The 21,274-nt window shown below is 65.9% G+C and carries 15 protein-coding genes and 1 pseudogene; 7 read left to right on the top strand and 9 right to left on the bottom strand.

The window, feature by feature from the left end:
- Window positions 1-28 precede the first annotated feature (28 nt).
- The 3 genes from D7044_RS18350 to D7044_RS18340 all read right to left on the bottom strand — a co-directional run bounded on the left by D7044_RS18350 (window position 29) and on the right by D7044_RS18340 (window position 5,433).
- Complete coding sequence (locus tag D7044_RS18350) at window positions 29-1,405, bottom strand: PIN-like domain-containing protein (RefSeq protein WP_120689626.1); 1,377 nt, start codon at window positions 1,403-1,405, stop codon at window positions 29-31.
- Between the two features lie 228 nt (window positions 1,406-1,633).
- Complete coding sequence (locus tag D7044_RS18345; protein ID WP_147434685.1) at window positions 1,634-3,004, bottom strand: restriction endonuclease subunit S; 1,371 nt, start codon at window positions 3,002-3,004, stop codon at window positions 1,634-1,636.
- Complete coding sequence (locus tag D7044_RS18340; RefSeq protein WP_120689624.1) at window positions 3,001-5,433, bottom strand: N-6 DNA methylase; 2,433 nt, start codon at window positions 5,431-5,433, stop codon at window positions 3,001-3,003. The genes D7044_RS18345 and D7044_RS18340 overlap by 4 nt, the downstream gene beginning before the upstream one ends.
- A gap of 379 nt (window positions 5,434-5,812) precedes the next feature.
- Here D7044_RS18340 and D7044_RS18335 point away from each other — a divergent pair, with 379 nt between their 5' ends.
- Window positions 5,813-7,885 (top strand): AIPR family protein, encoded by a 2,073-nt coding sequence (locus D7044_RS18335; protein WP_199716669.1) that lies wholly within the window; start codon window positions 5,813-5,815, stop codon window positions 7,883-7,885.
- Between the two features lie 391 nt (window positions 7,886-8,276).
- Here D7044_RS18335 and D7044_RS18330 read toward each other — a convergent pair whose 3' ends face one another.
- The 5 genes from D7044_RS18330 to D7044_RS18310 form a co-directional block, all read right to left on the bottom strand.
- On the bottom strand, window positions 8,277-10,031 hold the full coding sequence (locus tag D7044_RS18330; protein WP_147434684.1) for an ATP-binding protein: 1,755 nt from the start codon (window positions 10,029-10,031) through the stop codon (window positions 8,277-8,279).
- 677 nt (window positions 10,032-10,708) lie between these two features.
- Entirely contained in the window at window positions 10,709-11,200 is a 492-nt protein-coding gene (locus D7044_RS18325; protein ID WP_199716668.1) for a DUF4429 domain-containing protein, read from the bottom strand.
- Window positions 11,201-11,444: 244 nt separating this feature from the next.
- A complete protein-coding gene (locus D7044_RS18320) occupies window positions 11,445-11,699 on the bottom strand; it encodes a Smr/MutS family protein (RefSeq protein ID WP_120680521.1) in 255 nt (84 codons plus the stop codon).
- Window positions 11,700-11,787: 88 nt separating this feature from the next.
- The gene (locus tag D7044_RS18315) at window positions 11,788-12,153 is read right to left on the bottom strand and encodes a tetratricopeptide repeat protein (protein WP_120689620.1); all 366 of its coding nucleotides are present in this window, start codon (window positions 12,151-12,153) and stop codon (window positions 11,788-11,790) included.
- A 109-nt stretch (window positions 12,154-12,262) separates the two neighbouring features.
- Window positions 12,263-13,033 (bottom strand): ROK family protein, encoded by a 771-nt coding sequence (locus D7044_RS18310; RefSeq protein WP_120689619.1) that lies wholly within the window; start codon window positions 13,031-13,033, stop codon window positions 12,263-12,265.
- Between the two features lie 62 nt (window positions 13,034-13,095).
- On the opposite strand from D7044_RS18310, the gene D7044_RS18305 reads away from it, so the two are divergent.
- The 3 genes and pseudogenes from D7044_RS18305 (at window position 13,096) to D7044_RS18295 (ending at window position 16,093) form a co-directional block, all read left to right on the top strand.
- Window positions 13,096-14,733: an ABC-F family ATP-binding cassette domain-containing protein gene (locus D7044_RS18305; RefSeq protein ID WP_120689618.1), complete on the top strand. Its 1,638-nt coding sequence runs from the start codon at window positions 13,096-13,098 to the stop codon at window positions 14,731-14,733.
- Window positions 14,734-14,772: 39 nt separating this feature from the next.
- Window positions 14,773-15,018: pseudogene (locus tag D7044_RS18300) on the top strand (hypothetical protein); the annotation flags it as partial.
- Between the two features lie 349 nt (window positions 15,019-15,367).
- The gene (locus D7044_RS18295) at window positions 15,368-16,093 is read left to right on the top strand and encodes a methyltransferase domain-containing protein (RefSeq protein ID WP_120689655.1); all 726 of its coding nucleotides are present in this window, start codon (window positions 15,368-15,370) and stop codon (window positions 16,091-16,093) included.
- A 167-nt stretch (window positions 16,094-16,260) separates the two neighbouring features.
- Here D7044_RS18295 and D7044_RS18290 read toward each other — a convergent pair whose 3' ends face one another.
- Window positions 16,261-17,268, bottom strand: coding sequence for a LacI family DNA-binding transcriptional regulator (locus D7044_RS18290; RefSeq protein ID WP_120680511.1), 1,008 nt, complete (start codon window positions 17,266-17,268; stop codon window positions 16,261-16,263).
- Window positions 17,269-17,412: 144 nt separating this feature from the next.
- On the opposite strand from D7044_RS18290, the gene arfA reads away from it, so the two are divergent.
- The 3 genes from arfA to D7044_RS18275 are packed head-to-tail and all read left to right on the top strand — an operon-like array spanning window position 17,413 to window position 21,270.
- A complete protein-coding gene (gene arfA / locus D7044_RS18285; protein WP_120680509.1) occupies window positions 17,413-18,924 on the top strand; it encodes an arabinosylfuranosidase ArfA in 1,512 nt (503 codons plus the stop codon).
- A gap of 42 nt (window positions 18,925-18,966) precedes the next feature.
- On the top strand, window positions 18,967-20,295 hold the full coding sequence (locus D7044_RS18280) for an ABC transporter substrate-binding protein (RefSeq protein WP_120689616.1): 1,329 nt from the start codon (window positions 18,967-18,969) through the stop codon (window positions 20,293-20,295).
- Window positions 20,296-20,301: 6 nt separating this feature from the next.
- A complete protein-coding gene (locus tag D7044_RS18275) occupies window positions 20,302-21,270 on the top strand; it encodes a carbohydrate ABC transporter permease (RefSeq protein WP_120689615.1) in 969 nt (322 codons plus the stop codon).
- Window positions 21,271-21,274: the final 4 nt, after the last annotated feature.

Below are 21,274 nucleotides of genomic sequence, written 5' to 3'. Positions count from 1 at the left end.
GGTTGGATCGAGCGGTGGCAAATGCGCACTACTCGTCTTCGTTAAGGCCGACGTACTTCTCTAACAAGAGAGCGAGTTGCTCGCCATTGATTAGAGTTATCCCGCCGATCTCTTGCGACCTTTCGATCGCCGTCCGAGTGAATCGCCCAGTTGTTACAATGATGGCTTTAGGTGAATCCGTCTGCACCATCAAGCTGTGAACCTGAAAGATCACCGCGGCGGGAACGTCCATCAGCTTCTTCACCTCGACGACAGACTCTTCCCCGTGTCGCTCGACCAGAAGGTCGACCTCCGGCAGCGGGGGAAGCGACTTGAGAACGTAGCCCATTGCCTCCAGCACCTGGGCTACGATCCCGGCCAATTCATTGTGACTGGCTCTGTTGAGTCTTACCTGGAACGGCGAGACGTGAAGGAAATCTAGGCCGTCTGCATCTTGTTCCTCCGAAAGCACCTCTCGCGCCTCCTCGAGCGTCGAAGGGGATACATCCTTTTGCAGGTAGCTTCTCGATCCTTCAAGAAATCCGTCAAGGGTGAGAAGCAGGAGTCGGGCGCCCGCCTGGTCGTACATCTCTTGCACTAACTCAGGTCGGGCCTTCTCGGGCCTGCTTTTTGCATCAATTTGCCACCAGTCAGCCTTGGCGTCGGCCGTGACCAGGATTACGAGCTTGCGGTCACCCCGGTTTGATTGCAGCATTTCGAGGAGTTGGGCCCACAGGATGTAGTCACCCGCCGCTCTTGCCGGTAGCTTACTTTTCAGGTCAAGATATCCTGGAGGGATTTCGTTCGGGTATCGATATTCTAGGGCCTCTTGAACCAGTTGCCTGTACTTGTCGCTGTCGTAGGCTACGCCCACACGCCCTGAAAGGATTTCCTGCAACACTCGGAGGACTGGGTCCTGGTCGCCATTCACGTCCGAGTGTGTTAGATCCTGGTCTGCCTTTACTCGCTCGAACTCTTCCACAGCGGGCTGGAGTAAGGCTACGAGCAATTTCCTGATCTCCTCAAAGGCGAGACCGTGGTCGGATTCATTCCAATCTTCCGACGACACAACAGACGCTCTAAGGTCCTTCAGATCATCAATCGCTGCGGCGATGTCGGCCGCCGCCTTATCTGATGCTGTTTGGAGCGCCCGACGAACAGTTGTGAAGCGAGCGTTCCTATCTGCTATGACCTTCTCTCTGCTTCGCATGAACTCAAGGGCCACCTGGTGAGGCACCCATAGCCGATCCGTGACGTCTTTGAGGACGGCGAGAAGCTGACCTCTCGCCTGTGGTGTAATCCGGTAAAGAGCGAGGAGAACGTTTGCATCGGGGACGATAGTGGCGCCATCGAAGAATTCCTTCTCCTCTGGATGCGGCAGCCAGCCTGGGAAGTCGCGAAGGCCGTCCTGACTGTCATCGTGCATAGTGAGGTTCCATCCATCATCCGAGGGCCGGCACCTGCGACGCTAGGTGGCGAGTTGCGAGGAACTCTTCGCATCTTCCTCTGCCCGAATCGCAAGCGCCACCCTGGTTGACGATGGGTTGAGCTGCCGGCTAGTTAGTCAGGCACCTTCCAAACCGACCGTGCTACGGCGCCACGTACGTCAGCGCCACGCCGGCGGTAGGCCGGAGGTATCGTCGCTCCGGCCTCGTCACAGGGACGAGGTCAGTGCCGAAATGAGGTCGGTCTCGGCCTGCTCCCGCAGTCGTCCCGCTTCAACCAGGACCGAACGAGCCTCAGCGAGGCCCTCCTGCAGTCCCGCGATGAGTCGAGTTTGGTCCTCGACAGGCGGAACGGGGACGGGTGCGGTCGCGAGGACACTAACGGGAATCGTGTAGAGCGTCCCGCTGGTCGTGCGAGCACGGCCGCGGACGTGAGATCCGCCTGGTGGGGAGTTGAACCAAGCTTCCACGAACTCAGGCAACAGGTCAGCTGTGCCCAGACGAGCCCGGATCACGTGGTTCTGGTGAATGCACAAGGGAATCTGTCCGTCCCAGCGTGCGCAACGCCCGACTTCCTCGAGCGAGTTGGCTTCGAGGAACAGCAAGTCGTGGCGCTTCAGCGCGAGTCGGGCGACGGTGTCGGAACTGACGTTCATCGTCTTCACGTCGGTAAGGTCGAGATAGCCGCGCTGGACGTTGGCGACCCGGAGGTAGGGCACCTCCTGCCCTCCGGTGTTCGATCGCTGCAGCTGGACGCCAAGCCGTACGTCGGCGACCGCGTCGAGGCGAACCAGTGGGTACCGACTGGTAGTCCCGATGGGAGTGACGTCAGTATCCCAGCGATCGAGCGCGGAGAACCTGGTCACGGTCACCATGCCCGCAACTGCGACCGTTTCCGGTGCGTCGATCAGTTGAGAGCCGAAGCGGCCCCAAGCGGCATTGGTAAGGACGGCGGACCTGCGCTTGGCTTCCTCAGCGCGCTGCAGCGTCTCCCGGTAGGTAGCAACGATCTGCCGCTGGACGTCGATCGGCGGAACGGGGATCGGAGCGCCTACGAGCTTGCCGGCGCCGATGTGGTAGAGCCCGCTCGTTGTGGTGGCCTGCTCACGAATGTAGGCGTTGCCCGCACGCGAATTGAACCAGGTGATGACGTACTCGGGGTCGAGGCGACCGTCATGCAGGCGGGCGCGGACCACGCTGTTCTGGTAGACCGCTTCGGGAATGCTGCCATCCCATAGCGCGGCGCGTCCGACCTCGGTCACCGATCCGGAACCCTCGACGAAGAGCAGGTCGCCGGACTGGAGTGTCAACTCGATGGCCTGGGCCTCGGCCAGGTGCATGGTCTTGACGTCTGTCAAATTAAAATCGGCTCGGCGAACGTTCATTGCCCTTAGGTAGGGCCGAGCCACTCCATTGAACTTCGATCCCTTCCGCGGCACTTGTACGCCAAGCCGGACCCGAGCCACTTCACCGAGTGTCGCCATCGGCCATGCGTACGATGCTGCAGCGCCAGAGATCTGCGGAAGGTCCCAGCGATCGAGCGCGGCGAAGCGCACGACGCTTGTCATCGTGACAGTCACCAGACGCCCTCAGGGAGGTTCTCCACCTTGAACTCCTGCCAGGCAGCGAGGACGGCTGGAAGGTCGTTGGGCACCTTCTCCCCTGTATCTCCTGTGGCGGTGATCCCGACCGCCTTCGGCGTCGCCATGAATACCGGGTAGTCGAACGCCTCGCGGACGTGCTTCCACATGGCGGCAGTCTGCTGCTCGTCGATGTCCTTCAGCGCAGCCTTGACGGACGCGAGTGCCTGCTTCAGGCCGGGGACCTTCGCAGCACGCTCGGTGTACATCCTTTTCAGGTCTCGTGCGGCGGCTGCGGTTGCACTGCCCTGCCAGGTGAAGCCCCGCAGTGTGGTGGTGGGAGCTCCTCGCACGAGGCCATCCTTCCGCACCCGTGTGGGCGTCGAAAGAACTCGGGTGACGCCGAGCGCGGCGAGCCGATCGAGCAGGTCGCGAAGCTCGGTGTCGTCGCTCTGCAGCAGTGCGTCACTAGCGCTGTTAAGCAGAGCGTCGCGTCGCGGCCCGAACTCCAGCTCGGTGGCCTCCAAAGCGTCACCCCAGCACTGTTCCCACCGCTGCGCGTCATCCTCGGTGAATTTCTGCATGAACAAGACCGACGCCGTGACAGAGGCACCCGAGAACCTGAACGTCTCCGGCGGCAACGCGACGACGGCCCGGAGAAGCGCCTTTCCTTCGGCCCAGCGGCGCAGCCACGCTTGCGAAGAGGCGTTCAGGTTGCCATTGGGCAGGACGATGCCCAGCCGCCCTCCCGGCTCGAGCAGGCGAAGGCATCGTTCGAGGAACATCTGCTCCGTCTTGCGGGACGAAGCGACCTTGCCGATCTCGAAATGGTCGAGGATCTTTTGTCCGCGCGCGTTGAGCACACGATTGTGCGCGTCTAGCCAATCCTTTCCGTATAGCTGTTGCTGGCGCCGGCGGTAGTCATAGCCGTTCGGCACATCCGCTTCGGGGCTAGAGCCTATGCGCTGTGACGAGGTGACGGTGGCACCGAAGGGCGGGTTGGTGACAACGACGCGGAACCGGCCCTCGAAGATGCCGTTGATGTCGACGAGGCCGTCGTGCCAGTGGATCCCGCCATGCCCGTCGCCATGCATGATCATGTTCATCTTGGCGGTGCGAGCGGCACGCGGTTCCTTGTCGGTGCCGTAGATACATCGCCAGGCCAGTCGTCCGACGCGGGTATTCGTCGGGGTGCCGTCCGAGGCGCTCGGAGCGAGCTGCTTGTTCAGCTCCTCGACGGCGGATTCGATTCGCTTGTCACGTTCGTCGAGAGCCGCGTCAGCGGCATCGTCGGGGTACTCGGCGATGATCGTGTCGATGAGCTGCTGTCGTTTGGCGGCGATGTCCGCGGCGATTTGATCACGTACGTGGTCGAACACGCGGATGAGGAACCCGCCCGAACCAGCGGCGGGGTCGCAGACGACCTCATCCTCCTTAGGATTGAGGACATTGACGATGAAGTCCACGACGGGACGGGGTGTGAAGAACTGGCCGAGCTCGCCACGGAATGTGCGTCCGAGGAACTTCTCGAACGCGATACCTTTGATATCCTCGCCGGTTTTGGACAAATTGAACCGCTCGAGCTTGCCAACCAGCTCTCGGAAGGTGTCCGCCGAGATGTCTAGGCGATCGTCCTCCGCGAAGAGGTCGTCGGCTGAATAGGCAGCCTTCGTCTGGTCGAACATCTGCTCGTGTAGAGCGAGCTTGGGATTGTTCAGGAACCGGGCAGCGTCGTCCAGGTACTTCGTCGTGAACGTCTCGTGCGTTCGGGTCCGTTCGACGTGAAGCTTAATGAACAGCACCTTTGAGATCGTGTCAAAGGCGCGGTCTGGTGTCATCGCGTGGTTGTCCCGCAGCAGGCTGTGGCACTCGAACAGCACCCGCTGAAACTGCTCGCGGTCGAACACCTCGAGCCGGTTTACTAGTGCCTCGAGACGCTTTTCGTCTCCGATGTCGGCGGCCTTCGGCCAATCGTTGATCTGACGAGCACGCCCGGGTATGCCCCTGGTCAGCTCGAAGACGATTTGATTGCTGGCATTAGCGAGCACAAGGAAACGTGCTCCGGCCGACCGTGCGTACGACTCGCCCTGCCAGAAGTCCACGGGCCGGACGACCCCCTCGTCGGCCTTGGTCTCCACCACCAACACTGGCTCGCGCCCAGCCTGCTTATCGGCCGCGTTTCGCCACACGACGATGTCGGCACGCGGAGAGCGCCGGCCGGAGTGCGTGCGACGCTCCTGATCCATCTGCTCCAGCGAGAATCCGCCGTCGAGGTGGAGGCGCCGAACCCAGTGCTGCCGTACGACTTCCTCTGGCTTGTGTGTCACATCCACCCAACCGCGCAAAGGGGCCCACGCCAAACTTCCGTGTCGATGAAGCCCTTCGACGGGGAACGGCGTGGACGGAGTGCTGGGGAGGGGGCCTGCCATGCCAAGAAGGCTAACGGCCAGTCAATGCTGCATTGCTGCACCCCTCACCGGGCGAAGCGCTCAAGCTCCTCATGCAAGACGGCTGGCAGTGTAAGCCCCTCGCTGGCCGCTAGGGTGCTCTGCATGACAGCGGCCCCGGCCTGGCAGCCACTGACGGTTCGAACGGGGCGTCAGGCAGCGGCGACGCAGCAAGTCTACGGCGCGAACCTCGAGCCGAGTCGATGTTCGGCTCCGTCCCCATGAGACAATCCCATACGCCGCTGGCTGTGCCGCAATCCGCGATGGTCCTAGGGGGTAACAGTTGAGGCCAACGAGCCCACGAGCCGCTCACGACGACGCGGCCCTCCAGGTACGTCAGGTAGAAGCGGTCCTTCGAGCGGTGTACGTGGACGGCGGATTGCTGGACCTTAGTGACCTTGACGGCAAACCAGACGAAGAGCGCGAGCCCCGGGTGTTGTCGAGGGCCCTGGCCGCCCAAGCGGTCCGGATCGTCACCGGATGGACTCCGCAGGAGGCCTCGTTAGTCGTCATCGATGGGGTGGCGGACCAGGGCATAGACGCGATCGCGGTCGTGGATGGGGCGGACCCGCATGTCTACCTAGTGCAAGCAAAGTGGAGCAAGACAGGAAGGGCTAACTGCGATCGTGCAGCGATAATGGAACTCCTCACCGGATTGCGCCTTATCGACGACGAGGACTTTGCGCCATTCAATCCCCGGGGCCAGCAACTGGCTGAGCGGGCTAAGAGTGTCATGGCTCGAGGACCAGTGCCGGTCACACAAGTCATTGCACTGATGCGCGCCGAGGAGGTCACCCCTGGCTTCCGTCTAGCGATTGAGAACGGCGAGAACGAGTTCAACCGCCACGGCGACGTGCTGGGCCACCGGATCATAGTGGCTTCCGAGGTGTGGACTTCGGTTCGGGAGGATATAGCGCCGAAGCCAGTTAAGCTCGCGGCTGACTTGTTTCCGTGGTTTTCAATCAGCACCCCATACGAGTCGTACCAAGGTGTTGTTGAGGCAGAGCAGGTGTTGGAGTGGGTCGGTCATGGCTCAAACCTGTTCAGCCTCAATATTCGCAATCCCTTGGGCAGGACACCGATCAACAATGAGATCATCGATACCCTCAGTCGGGAGCCGGCCCACTTCTGGTACTTCAATAATGGGGTGACGATCCTTTGTGAATCAGTTGAACGGGTTCAGCAGTCCATGCGCTTCCCGCAATCACGTCCGCTAAGCTTGACGTTGCACAATGCCAGCGTAGTGAACGGGGCTCAAACGGTTCGTTCGGTCGCTGAAGCCGTTGCTACTGATGAGGTTGCTGCCTCGGCCAAAGTCGGCGTGCGCATCATCGTTACGGGTAAGGCGGTCGACTTCGCCAAGCAGGCTACCCAGGCCACCAATCGCCAGAACCGCGTCGAGGCAAGGGACTTCATCGCGCTCGATCCGATTCAAGCCGCCATTCTCGAGGAAATGCGAGCCGAGTTGGGACTCGAGTACAGCGTGCGCCGCAGCGAACTGGAGCCGCAACCGGATACTGGCTGCTCCGTAGTTGAGGCTGCATGCGCACTGGCTTGCGCTCATCCCGACAGCCAGTACGCTGCCCGCATCGCGACCACTCTTGACGTGCTGTGGGAACGGGGTTCGCAAGGCATCTACGACGCCCTGTTCCGGCCGCAGCCAGGTGCCTATCTGCTTTGGAATGCGGTGCAGGTCCTGAGGCAGGTTCGGCGGACTCTCCACGAGCTGCGCCCACGCTATGCAGGGCGCGGTGCTGCCTTGACCGAGCACGGCGTATATCTCCTAGCGCACCTCGTATTCGGTCGTCTCGATACAGATGCGATTGACGAACCCGATACGAAGCTCGAATGGGCCGAGCATGCTGTCGAAGAAACCAAACAGTTGGTCCAGGAACTGTTGCCCATGGTTGCCGGTGTAATCGATGAGCTCTACACGGAGCGTTCGCAGATCCGGTCGGTCTGCTCGGACATATCCCGCTGCCGGGAGATAGCAGAGCGATTGCTCGGCGGCGCGGGCACTGAACGCATCCCGGACCCAAACAAGTACCGTCGCGTGCCAGCTCAACGGAAGCGCCGCCCGAATGCGGTTTCCGTTCTCATAGATCAAGCCGTTCTTGCCGAGGGGGAAGCGCTAGTGCTCTCGCCCGGCAACCGAGTTGAAGCCGAGGCATTGAACGATTGGGTCGCCGAGGACCGGACGCGGGCACGGGCTACTTGGATCCCACATCGCACCAAACCGATCCTTTGGGCAGCGGATGGCCTGCAATACTCACCGTCCGGCCTGATCTCTCATATATGGGAGCTGGCTCGATGGGAAGACCGGCCTGTGGCTAACCAAGGAACCGCCCGATGGGCTATCAAGACGGGTGAGACTCTTGCGGACCTGGCATGGCGTGCCCTTGGCGAGCTTGAGTTGTCCGAGGAGAGTGCCTGACTGCGGCACGCCGAGCATCTCGTGCCGATCTAAGCGACGAGCGGTCGCCGCGGCAGTCGGATTTTGGACGGGTGCGGGGACCCGAACGCGCGAGAGAGCGACCCTGGCTGGCACCTGGTCGAGACGGACGCGGAGTGCAACTGGACGGGCCGCGCACACAGCTTGTAAACGAGATGTCGTGGAGAACGGCCCGGTCAGGTCGTTTGCAGTCGACGCGCGATGTCGAGCAGAGCGGTGAAGGTGTCTCGGTCTGCATCGGTTGGCACTGGAAGCGGGGTGGCGGCGTGACGGACATGGTCCGCTGCAGCGCCGAAAGTTCCTAAGGCAAGTATCCGGCTGAGCCGGCCAAGTCGGTAGCCCCGAGCATAACGGGCGCTGTCCCCAGATTGACTCATCTTCGCGGTGAATACATTGCCGCGAGTTTCCTGAAGCGTTCAGTGAAAGTTCTATTGCGGTCGAGGAGTTCGAGCGCTTGAAGTGCCTGAGGCAAGGATGCCCCCGCTCGTCCGTACAAATTATTCGGCGAAATCTTGCTTCTGACTTGCGTCATATCGATCGGAGCCAACGGTCGACCATTGGCTGTAAGGGAGTCGAGCGCTCTGACCAAGTCGACTAGGTCTCTTTCGCAGTCAATAGGACGGCGAATTGCGAACCGCGGGACACTTCTAACTGGTACCTTAGTGCGCCTCGCCCTGGCAGACGCTGTCGCTTTCGGAACCTGCGTCAGCACTAGCCCCTTCAGCTGAAGGTTCGAGAGCAATGCGCGGTACTGCTCAGTGTCAACCAATCCGAGCGCATCGAAGACCTGCTGGGTGCTAAACAATGCACCATCCCGCCCGAGGAGCAAGACCTTCATCTCGTCGACGGGCAGGTTGAATCCATCAAAGGCTGCGAGCCAGCGCTGGTCCGTCTCGGAGAAAACCGATTCGTGATGGAGTGTGATGGCAAAGTTGTCATTTTCAGCCCGAAGCTCCGGGTCCACCAAATCATTAGCTTTCATAAGCGCAAAGATTCGTCGCATTCCTTCGCCAACCTCGCGCATGAAGCGCGCCTCGCGCAAAGTTCGGGCAACAAACGGGTTTCGCGACTCATGGGCCCCGGAGAGCCGAAGCAGGTCTTGCACGGATACCGTCGACAGCAGGGAGCCTGGGCTCCTTACTTCCATCCGATCGTCGTAAACGAACACCTCGACGCCGCGCCCTTCGTCGCTATAGTCGCGGTGCGCAACAGCGTTAATCAGGGCTTCCCGGCAGGCATCCTCTGGATACATTACCCGCTCCTCGAACAGGCCACTACGCTCGAGCCTCACCTGCACAAGATGGTTCCGGATGGCGTCCCAAGCGCGCACCAGGAGAGTAAGGATATTGCCGCGAACGATCTCGTCGCTCGAAACATTGTATTCTTTGCCCGATCGCATTTCGGTGCCCACAACTCTGAGGATTCGAACTTGGCACCGAGGATGCCACCGCTGAACGTCGTTGGCGAAAAGGAGCAGCGCTGCTCGGCGAAGCCGCACATGGAAGCCGTCGTAGTCTGCTAGGTCAAGAAGCTGAAGAACCTTTTCTTCCGACATTCCGGGGGCGACTTGCTCGCCGAGGCTGCGTATGAGTGGAATATCCAAGGAGTCCAAGTCAGCGCCGTCAACGTACTGTCGATCGTAGGAGCGAGAACGCTGCTCTTGACGCTCAAAATGTACGATCTCGGTCGCGATTGGGATAGATTCCCGGTCGCTCCTCTGGAGACATCTTCCATCGCTCGTTTGATGGATGGCCACGGTACTCTTAGTGACCGCAAATAGCAGGACCAGCTTGCCGTCATGATATATTCGTGACTTCAGCGGCGACGGCAGTGGTGTTTGCGCTAGGACGTTTGTTTGCGGGGCGGCAAGAAGGCCTTCGATGGCATTTGCCGAGTGCGGTACACCAGTTACCGTCCCGTCGTCCTCGACGCCTACGAATAGCTGCCCCCCCTCGCTATTCGCGAATGCCACTAAGGTTTCAGCAATATCTCGTTTAATATCCCGAACATCTCGCAGCCTTTTCTGTCCCGGAGGACCCTCTAGCGCCGTCTTAAATTCGCGGAACTGGCTCTCTCCCTTACGTATTGCGCTTTCCAGGCGCTCCTTCGGAAGTAGTTCCTCATTCATCTCCACCTCCGCGGCGTCCTCTGGTCCGGCATCGACCCAGCCTAGTACCGCTGTCCAGCTAGGACGAGACCTAGAGAGCCGCCTGTAGAGCCCTTCGCGCCTGAAGGACCTGCTGCTGCCTGGTTGTAGTTGCCACGCGGGACGTACTGCCCGCCCCTAGACGTGTGCAGGAAAGGCCGGGGCCTTGCAGATTCGCCGAGCAGCCAACCGAGCAGCCAAGCCGGCGAGCAAGGGCGGACGATCGCGGACTGAGGCACCGGAGGGAGTAGAAGGACCAGGCGGCGGACCAGCGCCCGGGGACCGACTCGTGATGCGCAGATCACGGGTGCGAGTAGCCGTGGCGGCCCGCCAGCAGGGCCGAGCTGCACCTCTGCGAACCGACTGAGCAACGGCCGACGCGCGTTAGGCGAGTCAGGCCCTGCAACATCGTGGCCGGGGTCGCCCTCGTCCCAGCGGAAATGTTCGTCGTGTACGGCGGTCGTCGACCGGCTGATGTCCCGGCGAAGGCAGCAGCGGTGGGCCACTGCCGCGGCCGAACTCGCGCAAGCCATCGGCAAGAAGTGGTCCGATCTCCGTGACCTGCTTCTGTACATGCAGTGCTTCGACTATTACCCCGACGGCGTCATGGTCCTCCGTTGATTCGTCGCCCCGCTGGTGTCCTGACCGCAACATCACTTTCAACCGAGGAGGCGGGCCTTCTGCTGCTCGAACTCCTGTGGAGACAGCAGTCCGTGATCCCGCAGCGCGGCGAGCTTAGCCAGCTCGTCGGCGACGGACACTGGCGCGCGGACTTGTGTCGGCGCGTTGTGACGGAGAGCGGTTGCCTGGCCGATCACCCATCGCACCCGCTCGAACTCGGGCATCTGCCTCGCCGTGGAAACCACAGAGTTCTCGTCCCGCGCCGCATCGCTCGTCTGCCTGCCAAACGCCGAGCGGGTCCCGCCCTGCCCAGGGATCTCGAACTGAATGAATCCGTTGACGAGGCCGGCAGGTTTCCACTGCACGCTGGCGACCGAGCCGAGTGGGATGCGCTTCTCGCCCTTGCCTACGAAGTGGCGCGCCATGAAGCCCTTGCGAGTGATGGTGATGTACGTGCCGTCGAAATGAACCTGCCCGGTGTAGCCGTTGGCAGACACCACGGCTGGCGTCGCATGTGGCCCGTATGCCACGGTTAGGATTCTCGCTCCAAATGTCCCAGCTGTCCGGGACACCGGAGGATTACGTGGGGCTGACCGAAACTCCTAAGGCCAACGAGGCGCGACCGCCATGGCGAGTCAGCAAACCGCTCGCCGGCACAGATCCGGCACAACCGAGTGCGAGTGACGACGGAAGACGCCGGAAACCAACGGAAGGCGTTCTAGCAGGTCAGACGCTGTCCAGAGGGTTGCGTGTGAAGTCGGAAGACCGAGACTCTTACTTCCAGCGGAAGTGCACGAAGAGCCGGCCGAAGTTCTTGGAGTCCTTCTCCACCCGGTGGTAGAGCTGCTTGACGTCCTTCTGGTCGAGGAAGCGCAGCACCTTCTTCTTGAGCTGGCCGGAGCCCTTACCCGGAATGATCTCCACGAGGGTGGCCTTCTTCGCGACCGCCTCGTCCATGATCCCTCGGAGCGCGCGGTCGATGTCGTGGCCCTTGTTGTAGATGTCGTGGAGATCGAGCTTGAGCTTCACCAGTTCATCCTAGGTCCGGCGGGACGGGGTCCGGGAACGGCGAAGGGCAGCCACCCGGGCTGCCCTTCGCGTTCTGTCTGCTCCGACGTCAGCGACCGCTGACCCGGGTCTCGACCCGGCGCAGCGCGGTGCGGTAGTCGTCGTTGCCGCTGTGCATGGCGGCGGCGATCCGCAGGTGCCGCAGCGCGTCCGGGTACCGGTTCAGCCGCTCGAGCGTACGGCCCAGCACGTGGTGCGCGTAGTGGTCGCTCGGGTCCCGGTCGACCAGCTCCCGCAGGTGCTCCTCGGCCCGGTTGAGCTGGGCGGACTGAAAGTACGCCCGGGCGAGCAGCTGCCGCACCGAGGCGTTGTTCGGCTCGGCCTCGACGATCGGCTCGAGCAGTCGGACGGCCTCGGTCGGGTCACCGATCTCGAAGAACATGGTCGCCCGCCGGTAGTCGGCCAGAAGATCCATTGCCCACTCCCTCGTCTCGCGCCGGTCACACTCCTGACGCTGGCACAACGCCGCGCCGGCGTCGACTGTTCCCGGGGTGATCGGGACGCAGCTGCCCTGCCCGCGCCCCTCAGGCGGGTCGGGCGGGTCGGGCGGCGGCCAGGTCCCAGGCCCGGACACCACCGACGATTCCGGCCGTGTTCGGGACAACCACCACGTCGTCGCCCATCCGGGCCAACTGCTCCGGCCGGATCAACCGGGAGTTCCCGCCACCCAGGTAGAGCCGGTCCCAGCGGAACACCGGCCGGAGCCCGTCGACCACCCCTCGGACCCGGCGTGACCAGAACGCGTCGCCCAGCCGTCGCCGTTCCGGCTCGCCGATGTACGTGTCGTACGTCATGCCCCAGCGCACCGGCGCGTGCGAGAGCTCCAGGTGCGGCGCGAGCACACCCCCGTCGAAGAGGGCGCTGCCCAGCCCGGTACCGAGGGTGAGCACCAGCTCCAGCCCGGTGCCCGCCACCACCCCGGCGCCGTGCACCTCGGCGTCGTTGAGCACGAGCGCCGGCGTTCCGAACGCGTCGGAGAGCGCCGAGCGGGCATCCCAGCCGGACCACTCGGCGAGCAGGTCGGGATCGACCCTGGTGCGCGGCCCGGCCCGGGTGACGTAGTGCGGAGTGGCCACCACCACGCCGTGCCGCAGCATGCCGGGCATCCCGACGGTCACCCGGTCCGCCGGGGGCAGCTGAGCCCCCAGGTCGAGCAGCGTCTTGACGAAGAGCGAGGTCGACAGCGGGTACGGCGTGGGCACGCGCAGCGGGCGGGTCCGCATCGTGCCGGCCTCGTCGAGGACGGAGGCCTTGATGCCCCCGCCTCCGCAGTCGATCGCCAGTGTGGTCACCACTCCGCCGAGTCTGCACCTTCCGGGCGGGTCGCGTGCACTCAGCCGGATAGGCTCGCCTCCTCATGAGCGCCACGTTGATCGTCAAGAACCTCTCCGCCGGGCACGGCGACACTCCGCTCTTCACCGGCCTGGACCTGGTCGTCGCGCCGGGCGACGTCGTCGGATTGGTCGGGCCTAACGGGGCCGGGAAGTCGACGCTGCTGCGTACGCTCGCCGGTCTGCTGCCGGTGGAGGCCGGCAGCGTCACGCTCAACCCGCCCACGGCGAGCGTCGGGCACCTGCCGCAGGAGCCGGAGCGGCGGCCGGGCGAGACGGTCCGCGCCTTCCTGGCCCGCCGCACCGGGGTGACCGCGGCGCAGCTCGCCCTGGACGCCGCCACCGAGGGGCTCACCGCCGGCCGGGCCGGCGCCGACGACGCGTACGCCGAGGCGCTGGAGCGGTGGTTGGCGCTCGGCGGCGCGGACCTGGACGAACGGGCCGAGCAGGTCGCCGCCGAGCTGGGCCTCGCGGTGGACCTGGAGCAGTTGATGACGGGGCTCTCCGGCGGCCAGGCGGCCCGCGCGGGGCTGGCCTCGCTGCTGCTGAGCCGGTACGACGTCTTCCTGCTCGACGAGCCCACCAACGACCTGGACCTGGCCGGGCTGGAGCGGCTGGAGGAGTTCGTGACGGGGCTGCGCGCCGGCACGGTGCTGGTCAGCCACGACCGGGAGTTCCTGACCCGGACGGTGACCCGGGTGCTGGAGCTGGACCTGCCGCAGCAGCAGGTCAACCACTACGGCGGCGGCTACGCGGCCTACCTGGAGGAGCGCGAGGTGGCGCGCCGGCACGCCCGGGCCGACTACGAGGAGTACGCCGACACCCGCGCGACGCTGGAGAACCGGGCGCGGGCCCAGCGCGCGTGGATGGAGAAGGGCGTCAAGAACGCCCGGCGCAAGGCCACCGACAACGACAAGATCGGCCGGAAGTTCCGCACCGAGGCGACGGAGAAGCAGGCCGCGAAGGCTCGCCAGACCGACCGGCTGATCGAGCGGCTGGAGGTGGTCGAGGAGCCGCGCAAGGAGTGGGAGCTGCGGATGGAGATCGCCGCCGCGCCCCGCGCCGGGGCCGTGGTGGCCTCGCTCCGCGACGCCGTGGTACGCCGGGGCGGCTTCACCCTCGGGCCGGTGAACCTCCAGGTCGACTGGGCCGACCGGGTGGCGGTGACCGGCGCGAACGGGGCCGGCAAGTCCACCCTCCTCGCCGCCCTGCTCGGGCGGCTCCCACTCGACACCGGTCACGCCGCGCTCGGCCCGGGAGTGGTGGTCGGCGAGGTGGACCAGGCCCGAGGGTTCTTCCTCGGCGACGCCCCGCTCATCGACGCGTTCCGCGCCGCCGTACCGGAGATGTCGCCGGCGGACGCGCGGACGCTGCTCGCCAAGTTCGGCCTGCGCGCCGGGCACGTGCTGCGCCCGGCCGCGACGCTCTCCCCCGGCGAGCGGACGCGGGCCGCGTTGGCGCTGCTGCAGGGGCGCGGGGTGAACCTGCTGGTGCTCGACGAGCCCACGAACCATCTGGACCTGCCCGCGATCGAACAGCTCGAAGCGGCGCTGGCCAACTACCCGGGAACGCTGCTGCTGGTCACCCACGACCGGCGGATGCTCGCCGCGGTGGCGACGAACCGGCGGCTGCGGGTGGACGCGGGGCGGATCGCCGAGGATTGATGCCGTGCCGACGGCGTCACCCGGGGTGAGAATGACCCCATGCTCAAGTGGGAGTACGCGCTGCTGGTCCGCCGGCGCCAGGCGGCCACGAACGACCTCGGCTGGGAGGTCACCTTCGTCTGGTACGGCCCGGACGGCTCGATGGTCGACGTCACCCCGTACGGGGACACCGCGCTGGCCCATCTGAACCGGGCCGGCGACCAGGGGTGGGAGTTGGTCGCGATGAGCGAGGACCCCTCCCTGCCCGGCAACAGCGAACTGCACCGCTACCACCTCAAACGGCCGAAGTCGGCTGCTCCGCCGCCCCGGCAGCGGATGCGGATCGGCAGCCGCCCCCGCCGCAGCACGACCGGCTGACCGTTTCGGTCGCCGCGTCGGCGGCCGTGCGCGGCGGCCCGGTCCGCCGTGATCCTCCTCGGCCGCCGGGCCGGATCCGGGCGGCGCTGGCCGCAGGGCCGGATGCGCGGCGCGCAGCGGTGCCGGTCGGGGGCCGGATGCGCGCGAGCGGCGGCGGCCGGTCGGAGGGGCGTGGCAACGCCCGGCCGCGGCGGTCGCCGGAGGGCGAATCCACGCGGCGACGGTGGCGGCAGGCATACCGGACGGCGATGAGGGTAACGGGCGGCCGGAGGTGGACATGGTCGCGTTGGCACAGACCCCGCCGTCGGGCGATCGGCTGCGGGCGATCGACGGCTTCCTCGCGGAGGCGTGGACCGATCAGAAGGCGCACGACGACCGGCTGCGCGATCTCACCGTGGAGGTGCGCTTCGACCGGGGGGTCGCCCACGTGACCGGCGAGGTCGCCGATCCGGGGCAGCTACGGCTGGCCCGGGACCGGATCGGGCGGCTCGCCGGGGTGCTCGGCGTCTGGTGCCGGGTACGGGTGGCCGGGCACGATCCGGTGGTGGTGGACCTCGGCTGCGGGCCGAACAAGCAGTGGCCGGGCAACCTGGGGCTGGACATCTTCCCGGCCAGCGGGGTGGACGCGGTGGCGGACCTGTCGGGCTCCCTGCCGCTGGCCGACGACTCGGTCGACGTCTTCTTCACCGTGCACATCCTGGAGCACCTGATCGATTTCCTGCCGCTGCTCGACGAGTGTCACCGGGTGCTCCGACCGGGAGGCGTACTGCACGTGATGAGCCCGTGGTGGGGGCACGTGAACGCGGTGGCCGACCCGACCCACGTACGGCTGCTCGACGTGCAGACCTTCAAGGGGATCTGCCTTCAGCGTCCGCCGGGCACCCCGCGCTGGTACCCGCTGCACGCGGGCTGTGACGGTGCCTCGATCTTCGCCGACCTCACTCCCGTACCGCCCGACGCCGACCCGCCCAGCAAGTCCCACCTGGCCCGCTTCTTCGACTGACCCGCCCCCACCCCCAGCCCGCCGGTGGGCGCCGGTGGCCGGCGCGGCCCGATGATCATGAAGTTATTGCCCCGACACGCCGCCGCGTTGGGCAATAACTTCATGATCACTGGGGCCAGGCCCCCGGGCGGCCGGGAAGCGGCGGGGGGACCCGGGGTCGGGGGGGGTTAGCGGCCTTGGGTGGATTCGCGGGATTCCAGGCGGTAGGGGGCGGCGAGTTCGCGGGGTTCGGCGGTGCGGTCGCCGTCGATCCGGTTGGCCAGCAGTTCGACCGCGAGCCGCGCGATCCGTTCCTTGTCCGGGGCGATGGTGGTCAGCGTCGGCACGGAGAAGCGTCCGTCCTCGATGCCGTCGAAGCCGGCCACCGCGACGTCCTCGGGTACGCGTAGCCCCGCCTCGTGCAGGGCCCGCAGCGCACCGAGGGCGAGGGTGTCGTTGAAGCAGAAGACGGCGTCGGGGCGTACGCCCGAGGAGAGCAGGTTGCGCATGGCGGCCGCACCGTCCGCGCGGTGCCAGACCGGCGCGGGCGCGACCAGGGCCTCGTCGTAGCCGAGGCCGGCCTCCTCCAGCGCGCTCCGGTAGCCGTCGAGGCGGAGCCGGGCGCTGGCGCCTTCGGGGGTGCGCTGGGAGCCGATGGCGGCGATCCGGCGGCGGCCGAGACCGACCAGATGGTTGGTGATCTCCCGGGCGGCGGCCACGTTGTCGATCACGACGTGGTCGGCCGGGCCGTGTGCGACGCGTTCGCCGAGCAGCACCATCGGGGTGCCGTCCAGGTTGATCAGGTCGTCGGCGGTGAGCGCGAGCGGGCTGAAGATCAGCCCGTCGATGAGGTGGTCGGTGATGCCGGAGGCGACGACCCGTTCCTGCTCGCGGCCGCCACCGGTCTGGTCGATCAGCACCGTCCAGCCGAGATCGGCGGCGGCGGTCACCACGTGCCGGGCGAGTTCGGCGAAGTACGGGATGTCGAGTTCGGGTACGGCGAGCGCGATCACGCCCGTGCGCCCCTTGCGGAGGTTGCGGGCGGAGAGGTTCGGCCGGTAGTTGAGTACGGCGATGGCCTCCTCGACCCGGGCCCGGGTGTCGGGTCGGACGTGCGCGTAGCCGTTCACCACGTTGGAGACGGTCTTCACCGACACCCCGGCCCGTTCGGCGACGTCCTTGAGCCTGTGCCGCATTCGCCCCCCTCCCGACGTAACAACCGGCACTTTACCTCGTAGTCAGCTCTTTACAACGTTGCCTACAACGTTGTAGAAACCAGGGACACCGGGTGGGCGGTGACTGCGGTCACCCGGCATCAGAAATGACGAAAGGTGACATTCGTGCGGACCGCGAAGCTCACGATCGACCCCGCGTTCGCGATCGGCCCGGCCGACCGACGACTCTTCGGCTCCTTCGTCGAGCACATGGGGCGCTGCGTCTACGGCGGGATCTACGAGCCCGGCCACCCCGACGCGGACGAGCGCGGGCTGCGACGTGACGTGCTGGAACTGACCCGGGAGCTGGGCGTCTCGGTGGTCCGCTACCCCGGCGGCAACTTCGTCTCCGGCTACCGCTGGGAGGACGGCGTCGGCCCGGTCGGCGACCGGCCGCGCCGCCTCGACCTGGCCTGGAAGACCATCGAGACCAACGCCTTCGGCCTGCACGAGTTCATGACCTGGGCCGACGAAGCCGGGGTCGAGCCGATGATGGCGGTCAACCTCGGCACCCGGGGCGTGCAAGAGGCGCTGGACCTGCTGGAGTACACGAACCACCCGGGTGGCACGCGCCTCTCCGACCAGCGGCGCAAGAACGGCGCCGAGGAGCCGTTCGGCGTACGCCTCTGGTGCCTCGGCAACGAGCTGGACGGCCCCTGGCAGGTCGGGCACAAGACCGCCGACGAGTACGGCCGGCTCGCCGCCGAGGCCGCCCGCGCCATGAAGATGGTCGACCCGTCGATCAGCCTCGTCGCGTGCGGCAGCTCCAACCGGCGGATGCCCACCTTCGCCTCCTGGGAGGCGACGGTGCTCGAGCACACCTACGAGCACGTCGACTACATCTCCGCGCACACCTACTACGACCCCTCCGACGGGGACCGCGCCAGCATCCTGGCCTCCGCCGTCGACATGGACAACTTCATCTCCGAGGTCGTCGCCACCGCCGACCACGTGGCCGCCAAGCAGCGCCAGAAGCGGAAGCTGAAGATCTCCTTCGACGAGTGGAACGTCTGGTACGAGTCCCGCCTCCAGGCCGACCTGGACCGGCGGGGCTGGGTCGAGGCGCCGGCGCTGATCGAGGACGACTTCACGGCGGTCGACGCGGTGGTGGTCGGCGATCTGCTGATCACCCTGCTCCGGCACGCGGACCGGGTCGGCGTGGCCGCCCAGGCGCAGCTGGCGAACGTGATCGCCCCGATCCGCACCCGCAACGGCGGGCCGGCCTGGCGGCAGAGCATCTTCCACCCGTTCGCCCTGACCGCCCGGTACGCGCGCGGCACCGTGCTGCGCACCGAGCCGGTCTCGCCGACGTACGAGACGAAGAAGCACGGCGAGGTTCCGGTGCTGGACACCGTCGCCGTGCACGACGAGGAGACCGGCGAGGTGACCGTCTTCGCCGTCAACCGGGGCGAGGCCGACCTCGAGCTGCAGCTCGACCTGCGCGGCGTGCCCGGGCTGTCCGCCACGTCACACCTGACCCTCGCCGCCGGCGACGACCCGGAGGCGACGAACACCGAGGCCGAACCGGAGAAGGTGACGCCCCGGGAGTTGACCACCCCCACCATCGACGGCGGCCGGTGCTCGGTGCGCCTGCCCGCCGTCTCCTGGAACGTGCTGCGCTTCGGTAACCCGCGCTGACCAGGGCACACTTCATACCGTCCCCCCAAGGAGAGATACGGCATGATCCACAACGAAATGAGCCGGCGGCGGCTCCTCGGGCTCGGCGTCGGGCTCGGCGCCGCGGCCACGCTCACGCTGGCGGGCTGCGGCGGCGGCGACTCGTCCGGGCCGGCCGCCGGCGGAGACGGTGGGAAGGACTACACCGGGCCGAAGGTGGACCTGAAGCTGTGGAACGGTTTCACCGGCGGCGACGGTGAGATCTTCAAGACGCTGGTGAACCAGTTCAACTCCGAGCACCAGAACATCGCGGTCTCGGTCGCCACGTACCAGTGGGAGGACTACTACAACAAGCTCCCCAGCGCGGCCTCCAGCGGGAACGGACCCGACATCGCGGTCATGCACATGGACCAGCTCGCCACCTTCGCCGCCCGCGGCGTCATCAGCGAGCTGGACGACGTGGCCAAGACGCTGGAGCTGACCGAGGCGGACTTCGCGCCGACGGTCTGGCAGGGCGGGCTCTACAACAACAAGCGGTACGGCATCCCGCTGGACATGCACCCGCTCGGCTTCTACTACAACAAGTCGGTCATGGAGAAGGCCGGGCTGGACCCGAACAAGCCGCCGACCACCCGCGACGACTTCACCGCCGCCCTCACCGAGCTGAAGAAGTCGGGCGTCCAGGGCTTCTGGATCAGCCCGTTCCAGTTCACCGGCGGGATGTCCTTCTACTCGCTGATCTACCAGTTCGGCGGCAGCCTCTTCGACGCCGAGGTCAAGAAGGCCACCTTCAACGCCGACCCGGCGGTCGAGGCGTGCACCTGGATGGTCGACATGATCAAGCAGGGGCACTCACCGGCGAACGTCGGCCAGGACGCCGAGTACCTGGCCCTGAAGAGCGGCAAGAACGCCTTCACCTTCAACGGCATCTGGCAGATCAACGATCTGAAGAAGAGCCCCGACGTCCAGTGGGGCGTGGCGCCCCTGCCGCAGATCGGCAGCAAGCCGGCCGCCTGGGCCAACTCGCACAACTTCACCATCGTCAAGCAGCGCGCCAACAACGCCAACAAGGTCCAGGCGTCGAAGGTCTTCATCAACTGGCTCAGCCAGCACTCCCTCGACTGGGCGAAGGGCGGCCAGGTGCCGGCCCGCAAGAGCGTCCGGGAGAGCGCCGAGTTCAAGGCGCTGGCCGAGGTGAGCGCGCTCGCCCCCGAGCTGGACTACGCGGCCTTCCCGCCGGCCACCCCGGGCCTCGGCGAGGTCATCACCACCTTCTACAACTCGTTCAACGAGGCGGCGCTGGGCAAGAAGTCGCCCAAGCAGGCGCTCGACGACGGGGTGGCGAAGGCGAACCGGCAGCTCGAGGACAACCGCAAGAAGTACGGGAGCTGATTCTCCGTGGCGGACGTGATCGAGGTCGGGGCGGCGCGCGGTGACGCGCCGCCCCCGGCGGCCAGTGCTGCCCGCCGGGGCGCCAAGTCGGCGAACCGGGTCGGTCGGGCGACGCCGTATCTGTTCCTCGCGCCGTATCTGGTCCTGTTCACGGTCTTCGGCCTGCTGCCGATCGTGCTCGGGCTCTATCTCAGCGTGCACCAGTGGGACTTCCAGCTGCCCAACCGGCCGTTCGTCGGGTTGGACAACTACAAGGAGCTCTTCTCCAGCGACTCAGCGGTCTTCGGGGACTGGTGGCAGAGCGTCCGGGCGACCGCGATCTTCACGGTCGTCTCGGTGCCGCTGCTGGTGGTCGTCCCGCTCGGGCTGGCGCTGCTGCTGAACCGCTCGTTCCCCGGCCGCACCTTCTTCCGGGCGGTCTACTTCGCGCCGTACGTGCTCGGCGTGGCGGTCATCGGCCTGCTCTGGCGCTTCCTGCTCGACGCGAACCTGGGCCTGGTCAACCGGGTGCTCGGCGCCGTCGGCCTGCCGTCGGACACCCCCTGGGTGACCGACGTGCCGTGGGCGTGGATCTCGCTGGTCGGTGTGACCGTCTGGTGGACCTCGGGCTTCAACGCGGTGATCTACCTGGCCGGGCTGCAGGACATCGCGCCCGAGCTGTACGAGGCGGCGAAGGTGGACGGCGCGAGCACCTGGGAACGGTTCCGCCACGTCACGCTCCCCGGGCTGCGCCCGGTGCTGCTCTTCGTCATGACCACCACCGTGCTCGCCTCGGCGAACGTCTTCGGTCAGTCGTTCCTGATCACCCAGGGCGCGCCGGGCACGGAGACCCGCACCGTGGTCTGGTACATCGTCGAGCAGGGGCTCCGCAACAACGACGCCGGCCGCGCCGCCGCGATGAGCATCGTCTTCGCGCTGATGCTGGCCGTGGTGAGCCTCGCCAACTTCCGCCTCTTCCGCTACCGGGAAGACTGAGGGA

The sequence above is a fragment of the Micromonospora musae genome (assembly GCF_003626635.1).
In the GTDB taxonomy this organism is placed as follows: Bacteria; Actinomycetota; Actinomycetes; order Mycobacteriales; family Micromonosporaceae; genus Micromonospora; species Micromonospora musae.
The sequence above is the reverse complement of the archived record's forward strand: the minus strand, read 5'-3'. Positions and strand labels throughout refer to the sequence as shown.

Bases quoted from the DNA above. Each gene is read 5' to 3' on its own strand.
- D7044_RS18350 (WP_120689626.1), bottom strand. From the start codon at position 1,405: ATGCACGATGACAGTCAGGACGGCCTTCGCGACTTCCCAGGCTGGCTG.
- D7044_RS18340 (WP_120689624.1), bottom strand. From the start codon at position 5,433: ATGGCAGGCCCCCTCCCCAGCACTCCGTCCACGCCGTTCCCCGTCGAA.
- D7044_RS18330 (WP_147434684.1), bottom strand. From the start codon at position 10,031: ATGAATGAGGAACTACTTCCGAAGGAGCGCCTGGAAAGCGCAATACGT.
- D7044_RS18315 (WP_120689620.1), bottom strand. From the start codon at position 12,153: ATGGATCTTCTGGCCGACTACCGGCGGGCGACCATGTTCTTCGAGATC.
- D7044_RS18305 (WP_120689618.1), top strand. From the start codon at position 13,096: ATGAGCGCCACGTTGATCGTCAAGAACCTCTCCGCCGGGCACGGCGAC.
- D7044_RS18295 (WP_120689655.1), top strand. From the start codon at position 15,368: ATGGTCGCGTTGGCACAGACCCCGCCGTCGGGCGATCGGCTGCGGGCG.
- D7044_RS18290 (WP_120680511.1), bottom strand. From the start codon at position 17,268: ATGCGGCACAGGCTCAAGGACGTCGCCGAACGGGCCGGGGTGTCGGTG.
- D7044_RS18280 (WP_120689616.1), top strand. From the start codon at position 18,967: ATGATCCACAACGAAATGAGCCGGCGGCGGCTCCTCGGGCTCGGCGTC.